Below are 13,075 nucleotides of genomic sequence, written 5' to 3'. Positions count from 1 at the left end.
CGCCCTTTTCGATGGCCGGGACGGATCTTGCGGAATGGATTGCCCGGAAGGAGGACAAACTGGACAGGGAAGGCAATTTTTAGTAAAATGAATCATACGTATAAAGAAGAATAGAAAGGGAATCAGAAAAAGAGAACAGAGACAGAAAGCTAAGGCCGCAAGCCTGCGAAAGAGGATGGGGCAGACGGCCTGGCAGTCAGCAAAAAGTGAGAAAGGAAGCCGGGAAAGACAGATGAAGATAGAAGAAAAGCAGAGTGGAAAGCTGGAGCGAATGAAGGAGCTGATAGGGATTCTCCGGGAGGCGGGACGGGCCTATTACCAGGAAAGCCGGGAAGTCATGAGTAACTTTGAGTACGATCGGCTCTACGATGAACTTCTTGAGCTGGAGCGGGAGACGGGGACTGTATTTGGAAACAGCCCGACACAGAATGTAGGCTATGAGGTGGTCAGCTCCCTTCCGAAGGAGAGACATGAAAGTCCTATGCTCTCACTGAACAAGACAAAGAGCGTGGAGGAGCTGAAGGAATGGCTGGGAGAGCAGAGCGGGCTCCTTTCCTGGAAAATGGACGGTCTCACGATTGTCCTGACCTATGAAGAGGGAAAACTTGTGAAGGCGGTTACCAGAGGAAACGGAGAGATCGGCGAGGTGATCACAAACAATGCGAAAACTTTCGTCAACGTTCCCATGACCATTCCCTACAAGGGGCAGCTTGTGCTCCGCGGGGAGGCAGTGATCCGGTATTCAGATTTTCTGAAAATCAATGAGGAGATTGAGGATGTGGATGCCAGATACAAAAACCCCAGAAACCTGTGCAGCGGGTCTGTGAGGCAGCTGAACAGTGAGGTTACGGCTCAGAGAAAGGTGAGATTTTTCGCATTCAGCCTGGTGTCTGCCGACGGAGTGGATTTTAAAAATTCCAGGGAGGAACAGTTCCTGTGGCTTAAGTCCCAGGGCTTTGAAACGGTGGAATACCGGCTGGTGACGGCAGATACCCTTGAGGCGGCTGTGGCATCTTTTTCCGAGGCTGTGGAGAAGAATGACGTGCCGTCAGACGGGCTGGTTCTGCTGTTTGACGATATTGCCTATGGACAGTCCCTGGGAAGGACTGCCAAATTTCCCAGAGACTCCATTGCCTTTAAATGGGCGGATGAGATCCAGGAGACAACCCTTTCCTATATTGAGTGGAGCGCGTCCAGGACAGGGCTTATCAACCCGGTGGCAGTATTTGAGCCGGTGGAGCTGGAGGGCACGACAGTAAGCAGGGCCAGCGTCCACAATATCAGCATCATGGAGGCCCTGGAGCTGGGAGAGGGAGACCGCATCACCGTTTACAAGGCCAATATGATTATCCCCCAGATCGCAGACAACCTTACAAGAAGCGGAGTAAGGGACATTCCCGAAACCTGTCCGGTCTGCGGCGGAAAGACAGAGGTGCGGAAGGTAAACGATGTCAAATCGCTGTACTGCACCAATCCGGACTGTCAGGCTAAGAAGATCAAGAGCTTTACCCTGTTTACCAGCAGGGACGCCCTCAATATAGGGGGACTGTCCGAGGCGACCCTGGAAAAGTTCATCGCCAGAGGCTTTATTCACGAATATGCGGATATTTTTCATCTGGACAGGCATGAGGAGGAGATTGTAAATATGGAGGGCTTTGGGAAGAAATCCTTCGATAAGCTGACAGAGGCGGTGAAGAGGGCCGCAGACACAACCCTTCCCCGGGTCGTGTACGGCCTGGGTGTGGCAGGAATCGGGCTTGCCAACGCCAAGATGCTGTGCCGCCATTTCCAGTATGATTTTCATGCCATGCGCTGCGCGGGAAAGGAAGAGCTGACAGCGGTGGACGGAATCGGCGAGGTGCTTGCCGACGCCTGGATCCAGTTCTTCGCAGATGAAAAGAATAACCAGATGGTGGACCGGCTGATGGAGGAGCTGACCATAGAGGCTGCTCCAAAGGAGGAAGGGGAGAGGACAGAGCTCTTTGAAGGGCTTGTGTTTGTCATCACAGGCTCGGTGGAGCACTTTAAGAACCGCAAGGAGGTTCAGGAGATCATTGAGTCCAGAGGGGGGAAGGTGACGGGAAGCGTCACAGCAAAAACCAGCTATCTGATCAACAATGATGCCGCATCAAATTCTTCTAAGAATAAGAAAGCCAGGGAGCTTGGGATTCCTGTTATCACAGAGGAGCAGTTTATAGAAATGCTGGGAACAGACTCTGAGGAGCAGTGAGAAAGAAGCAGGATTGGCGGGAGAGAGAAAAGCAGGCTCTCCCGGGAAAGATAAATACAGACTGTTTGGCAGAGCGCACCAGAAGAACAGCAGAGGGCTGCGGTCAGGGCATCCTGGAGGGATGCGCTCTGACCGGCCCGGGGAAACTTCTGATGCGCTCTCTGGTTCTCAGCAGTATTTGTGAAACAGACGTGTAAACAGCTCTGCATGCATCTGCTCGTCTGCGGCAATTCGTTTCAGATTGTCGCAGATATTGGGATCCTGAATCCAGGATGCCTGTTTCAGGTATTTGCTGCAGGCTTCCCGCTCTGAGGCGATGGCAGCAGAGAGAAGTTTCTTGATAGAGGAGGAGTAGTGCAGATAACCGGCATCCCAGTACATATACCTTCCGGTGCGCAGGCTTCTGGTCCAGAGCCTGGGATCTGCGCCTAGCTGCATGGCGAGCTGACCGAAGATTTTCAGGTGATGCATTTCCACGATATTGACCTGGTGGAAGGTCTCAGAAATTTCCGGGCATTCGGCGGAGAGAAGAGAGGAATAAAAATACTGTCCCACAGCCGTCATCTCTGAGAACTGGCCGCCCAGATTGTCAAGCATTGCAGAGGCATAGCGGGGATTCTGGCATCCGGCCTTGACGGGAGGGTAGGGGGTGGCTGCGCGGAAGGCCTGCTCGCCGGGGCGAAGGCCATGGGGATGAAATTCGCCGCAGCGGGGCCCGCCGGGAAAAGCCTCTCCCGGGCCTGAGTTTCCGGGCGCACACGGACTGTCTTTTCTGATTCCCTGACTTTTGAGCTGAGATCTTGAAGCCTCAGCCGTTTCGCCGTTTTTTTCAGCCCGGTTTATCTCGGATCGGTTTGTCTCCTCCATCTCAGCCTCCGTTTTGCAGCTGTCAAAGCGGTTTTTGTCCGCTCTGTTTCTGGCGCGTGGGTCGGCGTCCTGAATGTGCATGGAAGAAAAGGAAGACAGGCTTCCTTGGCTTGGGGAGCCGTTCGGCTGACAGCTATCCTGGCCCTTGGAGGGCTGCTTTCTGATATGATTCTGATAGATGACCTGGCCTTTCAGAGGCTGACCTGTCTGCGAAACCGTCTGTCTGACAGAGACCTGCTTCATATGGTCTGACGAACCTGAGGCAGACTGGGCGGTAAGAGCCTCATTCTGTTCCTGAACATTGGAAAAATCCGATTCCTGCATGAAAATTTCCTTTCCATAACAGCAGATAGGACAGCTTCTGCTGTTACGCCTTTCGGGTTTTATTTATTCTATTTTATGAGTCACGCTGGCAATTATGTTTAAAATGTGATATGATACCCTACGGCAGTCCGCCTTTTTGCGAAGCGAAAGACAAAACGCAGACAGGAGGAAGAGCTGCCTTACTGACAGTAAAATGGAGGGATGTTATGCCTATTAAAATACAGAAGGATCTGCCGGCAAAGGCGATTCTGGAAGCGGAAAACATTTTTATGATGGATGAGGACAGGGCCTTAAGACAGGACATCAGGCCGCTGGAAATCCTGATTCTGAATCTGATGCCGATCAAGGAGGAAACGGAAACACAGCTTTTGAGGGCTCTTTCCAACACTCCGCTGCAGGTGGACTGTACTTTTTTGATGCTCTCGTCCCACGTCTCGAAAAATACATCTGCCAGCCATCTCAATAAGTTTTATGTGACATTTGACGAGGTGAGACGGAAAAAATATGACGGAATGATTATTACAGGGGCTCCTGTGGAAAATATGGAGTATGAGGAGGTCAACTACTGGGAGGAGCTCACGGACATTATGGAGTGGAGCAAAACCCATGTGACCTCCACCCTCCACATCTGCTGGGGGGCTCAGGCGGGACTTTACTACCACTACGGAATCCCTAAATATAAGAGGGAGAGGAAACTCTCCGGCATCTACCGGCATCAGGTGCTGAACAGGAAGGTTCCCCTTGTCAGGAGCCTGGATGATTACTTCTACTGCCCCCATTCCAGATGGACAGAGGTGAGGGAAGCGGATGTGGCAAAGCACCCGGAGCTGATGCTTTTGTCCAGCTCTGAGCAGGCAGGCGTTTTTCTGGTGATGAGCCGGGACGGAAGGCAGATATTTATGCAGGGACATCCGGAATACGATCGGATGACGCTGAACAATGAATATCACAGGGATTTGAGCAAGGGAATGAATCCGGAGATACCGTACAATTACTATGAAGACAACGATCCGTTTTCAGTTCCGACGCTGAAATGGCGCAACGTGGCCAACACTCTCTACACCAACTGGCTGAATTTCTATGTATATCAGGTGACTCCGTATCTTTTGTCGGAGGATTGAGAAAAGGCTTGTAAAATAAGGGAAAAATGACACTTTATCCAATGAAAGTACTTTGCGGGAAAATGGCGAAAATACCCCATTTTTGATAGTTAAATGGGGTAGAAATGGGGCAGTAAATATAACCAGTGAAAAGACCTATATAACATCAAAAAAGACTATGAAATGGAGTATAATTATGAATGGTATGAATGATGCTATACAGGTAGATTTAGACGTTCTGTTAGTTAAAATGGAATCAATTTTAAACCTTATCGCCTTGTTAGAAGAAGCCTTTGCAATGAGCCAGAATATACAGGGAGAATCAGTTATGAGGGTATTAAAATTACTGCTTACTGACTTAGATGATCAGTTATCGGAGTTTATAGAATAAGATTGTATTAAAAAAAATACAATTTATTTTTTGAACCATTCCATTGGAGCAGAATTTTTTACTCTGGATTATTTGGTAAAAATGATGTTTATTAAGACGAAAATCCATTTCAAGAATTAAAATGGGAAAAATATAAGGTAAACAGGTAAAGTGGCTTTAAAGGCTTATTATGAGCTTTTAGAGCCACTTTTGCTATACCATGAGCAAATTTGGGGGACTTTAAAAAAGATGAAATTGTGATATAATGTATTTTACAACCAAACACATACAGAATTGAAATCTGAAGGAGAAAACCCAGTATGATGAAATATAGTGGACTTTTAAAGATAGATATAATACGGAAAGGCGGTGTGAAGAAAAGGTAGCAGAACCATGCTGAAAATTGAATAAGCCGTTATGAAACCGTAATGTCTTGTTATATCATGTGATTTGATATATACCGGGGACTGCTAACCCTCGAAAGAGGAAGTAATAGGAAAAGGCGTTAAATCATTTAGATGGAGCATAATCTGTCTGTTGATTTAGCGTCTTTTTGTTTTTTAGAGAAAAGAAAGATAGATATTAGAGTATTACGAAACATATGAGATAGTTTCTCAGAACTTTGGAAGCTGTGTCAATAGCAGTTTTAAAAGGATAATAGGAAAATCTAATAATTCTATTGTCTATGAAAGTTTATATATTAAATAAAGATAAAAGGAGAAATGATTATGAATGAATTACAAATTTTTAATAATGAGGAGTTTGGTCAGGTAAAAACATTAATAATTAACAATGAGCCTTGGTTTGTTGGGAAAGACGTAGCAAATGCATTAGGGTATGGAAAAGGGAAATCTTTAAACAATGCTGTATCAAATCATGTAACGAATGAAGATAAAGGGGTCACTGAAATAATGACACCTGGAGGAAAACAAAAAACAATTATTATTAATGAATCAGGCTTATATGCTTTAATCTTTGGAAGTAAACTTGAATCAGCACAGAGATTTAAACATTGGGTAACATCAGAAGTCCTTCCCTCAATTCGTAAAACAGGTGGATATGTAAATGATGACGAACTTTTTGTTAATACTTATCTTCCATTTGCTGACGATATGACAAAACAGTTATTTAAAGTAACTTTACAAACTGTTCGTAGACAAAATGAAATTATTGAATCTCAAAAAGAAAGATTGCCACACAAAATCAACAAATCGTAGAGATGGAGTAATTAAATTTACACAAATAAAAGGCATATTTTCAATTTGTAAAGGAAGGGGATAAAAATATCATGGAACAAATAAAAATGGATTCTAGCTGATTATACGGCGTGAAAAAGTAAAGTTTAGAGGAGACGGAATAGGAAGGGAGGGGATAGGCGATTACCAAAGAAAAAATAGAATGGAAGAGGAGGGAAAATATAGTGACAGGATAAAAACACTTATTATGATTACGGTATATTTATAGGAAAGATAATATTACTAAAGTATATGTGTATATATGCAGGAACAAAGGAAATCACTGATTTTAGTGTATTTTATAAGGGGGGATATTATCAAAAAATGCGAATGGAAAAAATTAGAAATAGATGGTAGCAGATACGTTACCTTTAAGGGAGATTTAATTTAAATAATTTAATAATCTTGCTTCGCTTTTGCAAGCTACGCAATCTTATATAAATATATTTAAATTAAATCTTTGTCTAATATATTTCAAAATTTATTTAAAACATAAAGCATTTTTCCGAGTGCTTTGACGGACAAGCCGTAAATCACTCTTCAAAATGTATGTGTTTAAATAAATTTGTGAAACATATCAGACAATCAATAAATATTTGAATTTTAAGCCGCGACTGAATAGAAGCGGCATAGTAATAATAGGGTAGTTTTGAAATGCGTATAAACAATTCAAAAATATATATAATTCAAAACTACCCTAAATTGATATGAAAGGATAAATATGAGTAGTAGATATATAGTAAATTTAGAAAATTTAGCAGAAATTAATGTGAACCAAGAATTTCCATCGAAGTCAAGTTTATATCAGCTTTTACTTGGAATGAAGCCAGATGGACAAATTGCCCGTAGATATATGCGACAAGAAATTGAAAGATATTTAAAATTTGAAGAGATAGGAACCGGACATAGAATTAAAATAACAGAAAAATATTCAGAACCGATATTCAGAAAAGAAAATCGTGGTGGAAGAAATAATACTAAATATATCCAATATGTAGAAAAGTTAATTTTAGAAGCAGGAAGTTTTACAAAAGTTTCATGGGAAATTTTCAGTGCATTATATGGTATTGGAGATAAAGAATTTTGGAAAAGGAATGAAGAAGATACTCCTGTGATTTGGTATTTTAAGCAGATGATTCGTGATAAATTAAATACAATTAATGATTCTGCCTTTAAATCGTTAACTAATCAAGGAATTATTGAACATAATTTGATTTGGGTAAAAAGTAAAGATAATAATATAATTGAGTTAGATGATGATGAATTAGCAATAGTAGAAAACCTTCAAAATGAAATTTGTAAAGAATTAGAGTGCTCTTTACAGAATGCTTTGAGAAACCATAAGAAATTTCCCAAATATAAAAAAAGATTTGAGAATAGGATAAAAAAATACGGTTTTAAACCTTTTCAGGCACATAAAGTTATAATTGGGAAAAAATACTTATTGTCAAAAGAGGAGTATGAAGAAAGTCAAAAAATACTAAAAGAGGAAGTTGCATATTACATATATAAACAAATAATGGAAAGCAGAGATAAAAGTTACAAAAAAAATCGGAAAAGAAGAGTGAGAGGATTTGGACAAGGTAGTAAGTTGTACTTACATCCGTTTGATTTAAAAGAAAGATCAGATGTTCTAGAAGTTTATTGTAAACTGTTTGGATTGAAAAGTTTTGAAGAAGCGGAAGATAGATATAAAGTACGTTATAAAATTGAGAATAAAGAAGATATTATGAAAGAAAAACAAGAAATTTTATATACTGTCTGTTAAAGAATTGTGTATAAAGTCCTGCTGCCAGTGTCGTTGTTATAGTGTAACAGGACTCTATAAAATTTGGTCATCATCACATGGTACATATGTGGCGATATCTTTTACATCACAATTTAGAATCCGGCATAAGTCGTTGATAGTGGTAGTAGAGATAGGTTTATTATGTTTTAATCTATGAAGAGTAGAAAAAGAAATTCCATGTTTATTATGAAGGGTGTACCAGTTTTCACCAGACTCTTCACATATTTTCCAGAAGGGATCAAATAAAATCATAGGTTTTATGCTCCTGTCTTAGTTGATAGTATTAGCATAGAGCCTATTTTTTTATACGAATATCTTCGATATAAAGAAGATTCTGGTTGAAAGTGTAATATAAATGTTGTAGTATAGATACATATTCGTTAAAAAGAATATAATATAGGAGAAAAAATGATGAAAAAGAAAATGTTATTGATAGGGCTTTTAGCAAGTGTAGGACTTATTGGATGTAGTAGTCAGACGACAGAAATGGCAACTACAGCGGTTGAAACTACAACCATAAATGAGACGACGGAACCGGAAACTAAGAAAGCGATTGAAAAAGAAGATTTAAGTGAAAGTAAAAAATTGGAAATATTGCATTTATAAATGGTCAAATTGCCCCATTATACGATACAGATATATCAGATGCAGACCTTGAAAAAAAGGCTGATGAGATATGGACAGAAGCAGAGAAAAAATTTAATGTATCAGAAAACGATATTTTTATGATTATGACTGATACGAATTTAGTTAAAAAATATTACAGTGGAGAAACTGCTAAAAATGAAATAAAAACATATGATGCAACATTAGAAGACAACGGATATGGATCGGTTGTTTTGGCTATATCGAGAGATGCGTTAGATGAATGGCTTAAAGCTATCGAAAATAACGATGAAAATATGATGAACTCCATGGTAGAGGGGGGAAAGATTGCATTAGAGGGAAATGGAACAAAAGTCTATGTTAAGGATGTAGGAATAGCTGTAACAAAGGTAGAATTACTTGAGGGTGCAAACAAAGGTGCAATAGCCTATGTTATGAGTGAACAGGTAGAAATGAAATAGAAAAATATGGAGGGAAATTATGGCGTTAATTCAATGTCCAGAGTGCGGAAAAGAAGTAAGTGACAGAGCAGAAAAATGTATTTATTGTGGTTTTCCTTTAAATCAAACTCAAGAAAAGTTAAGTAAGGAAAATACTAATATCGTATACTGCTATAACAAAGGCATACAAAATTTGTATTTAAGGTGTTCCTGTGGGCAAGAATTTAAGTATATCAATACTATGTATAAAAGAAATATTCTTGATAATGGAGATTACAAATTTGAAGCAGGAGGACTGCCTATAATGTGTCCTCGATGTCATTCTATATATGATACAATTTCTTTTAGACCAGAAACAGACCCTTATTTTGAATTTAAAAATAGTGATAAAATAAATGATACTATCGTTAAATGTCCTAAATGTGGATCAACTCAGATTCAGATGGTTCCAAGAAAATGGTCTTTAGCTACAGGATTTTTAACGAATAAAGTAGATAGGGTTTGTATGAACTGTAAATTTAAATTTTAAAATCATTGAAATTCAGTTGATAGGGGGTGCTAGAATGGGAAAAATATCAGAGAAAAATGGAAGATGTTCATTAACAGCAGAAAATGTTACTGTTAGAACAGTTAGAATGACTTATAAAAATAGATTAGAGGGATTTAATACAACATATTGTTCAAATGAAAATACGTGTATATATGCTTCACAGTGTATTCATTCTAATCTTAATCGGAAGCTTGCAAATGAAGCCTATAATCCAACTATAAAAGAATAATTAAATTCATAATAAATGATTCAGATATAAATCAGAGGTGTACGTAAGTATGCCTCTTTTTATACTCAAAATAGTATCAAAAAACGTATCATAATCTATTTACTTTTTGACACAAGAGATTTGATTAGTCAGAGAACCAAGGAAGGACTAAAAGCAGCAAAAGCCAGAGGCAGAAATGGGGGAAGGCCATCTAAGCAAAATGAAAAAGGAGAAACAGTTCTATTGTTGTATAAGGGGGGGATGAAAATTGCGGACATCTGTAAGGAGACAGCATTGAGCAGAAGTACAGTTAACCGGATTTTAAGAAATATTAAATAAATAAGTATTGATACGGTGCAAAAGAAGATTTAAAATAAGTTATGTTATATAGGTCTTTTCTCATCTGTTAGAAAGGATTTAATATGGGAAAAGATTTAAAAGGTAAAGAATTAGGAGTTGGAATCAGGCAAAAAGTAGACGGTATTTATTCTGCAAGATATGTAGATAAATTTGGTAAGCGTAAAGAATTATATGATAGAAATTTGTCTTCTTTAAAAAGAAAACTAAACGAAGCCAAATATAATGATGCAATCGGGAATGTGATATTAGATGATTCTTTAACTTTATCTGTTTGGTTTGATAATTGGCTGGAAATCTATAAATACAATGTAATACGTGATAATACCAGAGTCTATTATAAACAGGTTTTTAAAAAGCATATTGAACCGCTATTAGGACATAAGAGGTTAAAAGACATAACACAGCTGCACATAAGGGCATTATTAAAAGAGTTAGATAAGCAGGGCTTACAGTTTCAAACACAAAACAAAGTCAGGGTTATGTTGCTCGATATGTATAATAAAGCAATTCTTGACAATTATGCTGTTCGGAATCCTGCAAAAGGTATCAGGCTTCCAAAGCACAACAAAAGAAATAAAAGAGTATTTTCAGTGGAAGAACAGATAGATTTTTTTGATTGCTGTAAAGGTACATTTTATGATAATCTCTTTACTGTTGCCGTCAATACGGGACTGAGACAAGGTGAGCTATGTGCTTTAACATGGGATGATATTGATTTAGAGAAGAAAGAAATCAATGTAGAAAAGACTCTGCTGTATCAGAAGTTAGAGGGAGATACCGGAAAGACATTTCATATTAATCCCCCAAAAACAAAAACAAGCAATAGAAAAGTTCCAATAAATAAACAATGTGAAATTGCATTGAAAAAACAGTTGATTCAAAGAAATAATATTATCTCGAGGCAGTCAGCAAAGCCGGAAAAGGGGTTTGAAAATCTACTGTTCACTACAAAATACGCAACGCCTATTTGTGACCAGATTCTAATTGATGCCATTAAGAAAATTGTAAACGAGATTAATTCAGTCAGAAGCGAGATTGAGCAGTTTGAAATGTTTACTCCGCATTGCTTTCGGCATACGTTTGCAACACGATGTTTTGAAGCCGGAATATCACCAAAAGTAATACAGACGTATTTGGGACATTCTACATTACAAATGACAATGGATTTGTATACTTCCGTATTTAAACATTGTGAAGAGAAGGCAATCAGCAGGCTAAGTGAATATTTTATTTCTCTGGAAGACAGCAGAGAAATAAATATTGAAAGAGAATTTGAAAAGCAGATATAAATGGGGTAAAAATGGGGTAGAGGGAAAAAATATGGGGGTAGTAAAGGTTGAAATTCCTGTAAATACAAGCAACGTGGCCAACACTCTCTACACCAACTGGCTGAATTTCTATGTATATCAGGTGACTCCGTATCTTTTGTCGGAGGATTGAGAAATACGTTTTTCTCCCTGAGTTCCGTGGAATACGGGAGAGGCTGCCGTCTGAAGAGATGGAAAAGGTAAAGGCGGAGCTGGCATCAGAGAAAGAGGAAGCAGAAAATTAAAAAAGGGAAACGCCAGAAAATCAGTCCCTCCGGCAGGAAAGGAGAATGCCAGTCCTGCCGGGGGGATTTGTCAGTTATACTGATCAGCGGGAACAGCTCAGAACAGATGGAGCCCTGAAACAGCAGCACTTTTTTCGATTGTGTCAATAGTTTTTCGCAAAATTAAAATCTTGCCGTTTGGCAGCCGGTAGTCAGCCGGCTATGATATCAGACAGCTGATCCTCTTCTGGATTGAAAAGATGATCCATATTCATGTAACGTCTGGCTCCCCAGCTTGTTGCTGCTACATGACGCAGTCTGGCACATACGAGCATCAAGGCGCTCTGCCCGTCAGGAAAAGCGCCGATCGCTTTTGTACGGCGTTTAATCTCACGGTTGAGACGCTCAATCGCGTTATTGGTCCGGAGCCGGGTCCAATGCTGCGTAGGAAAATCCATATAGGTCAAGGTTTCCTCGATTCCGTCCTCCACCTTTTTGGCAGCTTTGGCAAGCTTCATAGACCGGAGTTTTTCCGATACCTGGAGCGCTTTTTCACGAGCAGCATCCTTGCTCTCCTGTGCATGGATTGCCTTGAGCATAAGCGCTACTGTTTTCATCTTGTTACGGGGCGTAACAGAAAATATATTTCTGTAAAAATGAACTGTACAACGCTGATATCTGGCATCCGGAAAGACTTCTGGAATCGTTTCAAGCATGCCGAGGTTCTTGTCGCCAATGATCAATCGAACACCAGTAAGCCCGCGTTCCTTCAGCCATACGAAGAAAGAACGCCAGCTTTCACGATCTTCCTTCATCCCTTCAGCGGCACCAAGGATCTCCCGGCAGCCATCCTGGCTGACGCCAATGGCAACAAGAACAGAAACATTCTGGATTTCGCCGCCCCAGCTGCGTTTCAGGTAAACGCCATCTACGTAAACATAAGGATAGCTTCCAGAAAGCGGACGGGTACGCCAGGTTTCGATATGTTCATAAGCCTTTTTGTTCAGGTTACTGATGGTTCCAGGAGATACTTTTGTTCCCCATAAAGCCTCGGTGATATCCTCAACGCGGCGTACAGAAACACCGGCCAGATACATCTCAATCAGAGCTTCTTCCACGGAAGATTCTCTGCGGCGATATCTTTCAATAATGGCCGTCTCGAAAGGAATGCCCTTGAGTTTTGGAACTTTCAGCTCCACTTCGCCTGCAGCTGTATGGAGATTCCGTTTATAATGGCCGGAACGATATCCCTGGCGATCAGAAGAACGCTCATACTTTTCAGCGTTAACTAATTCGTCGGCTTCCTTATCAAGCAGGGCATTTAAAGTCTCTTCAACACTGCTGCGGACAAGATCCTTTAAATCGTGCTTTATTAAGTCCTCATTTAGCTGTATAATCTTATCAGACATGGTTTTATAGCCTCCTTTGATAGATTTGGTTGTGGTGACTTAATTTTACCAAACGG

Annotated in this window: 16 protein-coding genes; 13 read left to right on the top strand and 3 right to left on the bottom strand. The window is 40.3% G+C overall.

The annotated features are described in order from the left end of the window. Positions 1–232 precede the first annotated feature (232 nt). Both ligA and DW757_RS08955 read left to right on the top strand, forming a co-directional pair. Complete coding sequence (gene ligA / locus DW757_RS08960; protein WP_182433282.1) at positions 233–2,230, top strand: NAD-dependent DNA ligase LigA; 1,998 nt, start codon at positions 233–235, stop codon at positions 2,228–2,230. Further along, the gene (locus DW757_RS08955; protein WP_021966213.1) at positions 2,227–2,427 is read left to right on the top strand and encodes a hypothetical protein; all 201 of its coding nucleotides are present in this window, start codon (positions 2,227–2,229) and stop codon (positions 2,425–2,427) included. The genes ligA and DW757_RS08955 overlap by 4 nt, the downstream gene beginning before the upstream one ends. On the opposite strand, the gene DW757_RS08950 is transcribed toward DW757_RS08955, so the two are convergent. Beyond that, a complete protein-coding gene (locus DW757_RS08950; RefSeq protein WP_008397429.1) occupies positions 2,399–3,421 on the bottom strand; it encodes a ferritin family protein in 1,023 nt (340 codons plus the stop codon). The two genes, DW757_RS08955 and DW757_RS08950, sit on opposite strands and share 29 nt — an antisense overlap. A 206-nt stretch (positions 3,422–3,627) precedes the next feature. Between DW757_RS08950 and metA the strand changes: the two genes are divergently transcribed. The 4 genes from metA to DW757_RS08930 all read left to right on the top strand — a co-directional run bounded on the left by metA (position 3,628) and on the right by DW757_RS08930 (position 7,894). Continuing rightward, positions 3,628–4,542 (top strand): homoserine O-succinyltransferase, encoded by a 915-nt coding sequence (metA, locus tag DW757_RS08945; RefSeq protein ID WP_118751524.1) that lies wholly within the window; start codon positions 3,628–3,630, stop codon positions 4,540–4,542. A 175-nt stretch (positions 4,543–4,717) separates the two neighbouring features. After that, entirely contained in the window at positions 4,718–4,912 is a 195-nt protein-coding gene (locus tag DW757_RS08940) for a hypothetical protein (RefSeq protein WP_118751523.1), read from the top strand. A gap of 707 nt (positions 4,913–5,619) precedes the next feature. After that, on the top strand, positions 5,620–6,108 hold the full coding sequence (locus DW757_RS08935; RefSeq protein ID WP_347559980.1) for a BRO family protein: 489 nt from the start codon (positions 5,620–5,622) through the stop codon (positions 6,106–6,108). Between the two features lie 739 nt (positions 6,109–6,847). Then, entirely contained in the window at positions 6,848–7,894 is a 1,047-nt protein-coding gene (locus DW757_RS08930) for a hypothetical protein (RefSeq protein WP_147355635.1), read from the top strand. A gap of 54 nt (positions 7,895–7,948) precedes the next feature. Here the strand turns inward: DW757_RS08930 and DW757_RS08925 are convergent, their stop codons facing one another. Continuing rightward, positions 7,949–8,167: a helix-turn-helix transcriptional regulator gene (locus DW757_RS08925; RefSeq protein WP_118751520.1), complete on the bottom strand. Its 219-nt coding sequence runs from the start codon at positions 8,165–8,167 to the stop codon at positions 7,949–7,951. Positions 8,168–8,323: 156 nt separating this feature from the next. Between DW757_RS08925 and DW757_RS08920 the strand changes: the two genes are divergently transcribed. The 7 genes from DW757_RS08920 (at position 8,324) to DW757_RS08895 (ending at position 11,519) form a co-directional block, all read left to right on the top strand. Then, a complete protein-coding gene (locus tag DW757_RS08920; protein WP_147355634.1) occupies positions 8,324–8,521 on the top strand; it encodes a hypothetical protein in 198 nt (65 codons plus the stop codon). A gap of 119 nt (positions 8,522–8,640) precedes the next feature. Continuing rightward, positions 8,641–8,982, top strand: a complete 342-nt coding sequence (locus tag DW757_RS08915) for a hypothetical protein (RefSeq protein ID WP_118751518.1) — start codon at positions 8,641–8,643, stop codon at positions 8,980–8,982. Positions 8,983–9,001: 19 nt separating this feature from the next. After that, positions 9,002–9,490: a zinc-ribbon domain-containing protein gene (locus DW757_RS08910; protein WP_118751517.1), complete on the top strand. Its 489-nt coding sequence runs from the start codon at positions 9,002–9,004 to the stop codon at positions 9,488–9,490. 34 nt (positions 9,491–9,524) lie between these two features. Then, positions 9,525–9,740, top strand: coding sequence for a hypothetical protein (locus DW757_RS17240; RefSeq protein WP_147355633.1), 216 nt, complete (start codon positions 9,525–9,527; stop codon positions 9,738–9,740). 120 nt (positions 9,741–9,860) lie between these two features. Then, the gene (locus DW757_RS17920) at positions 9,861–10,058 is read left to right on the top strand and encodes a helix-turn-helix domain-containing protein (protein WP_227910184.1); all 198 of its coding nucleotides are present in this window, start codon (positions 9,861–9,863) and stop codon (positions 10,056–10,058) included. 83 nt (positions 10,059–10,141) lie between these two features. After that, positions 10,142–11,368 carry a site-specific integrase gene (locus tag DW757_RS08900; protein WP_008397419.1) on the top strand — a complete coding sequence of 409 codons (1,227 nt, stop codon included), beginning with the start codon at positions 10,142–10,144 and terminating at the stop codon, positions 11,366–11,368. A 31-nt stretch (positions 11,369–11,399) separates the two neighbouring features. Further along, entirely contained in the window at positions 11,400–11,519 is a 120-nt protein-coding gene (locus tag DW757_RS08895) for a homoserine O-succinyltransferase (RefSeq protein WP_008397418.1), read from the top strand. 303 nt (positions 11,520–11,822) lie between these two features. Here the strand turns inward: DW757_RS08895 and DW757_RS08890 are convergent, their stop codons facing one another. Further along, on the bottom strand, positions 11,823–13,019 hold the full coding sequence (locus tag DW757_RS08890; RefSeq protein ID WP_008399502.1) for an IS256 family transposase: 1,197 nt from the start codon (positions 13,017–13,019) through the stop codon (positions 11,823–11,825). Between the last annotated feature and the right edge of the window lie 56 nt (positions 13,020–13,075).

It is taken from the genome of Clostridium sp. AM29-11AC (assembly GCF_003480545.1).
GTDB lineage: Bacteria > Bacillota > Clostridia > Lachnospirales > Lachnospiraceae > Otoolea > Otoolea saccharolyticum_A.
The sequence above is the reverse complement of the archived record's forward strand: the minus strand, read 5'-3'. Positions and strand labels throughout refer to the sequence as shown.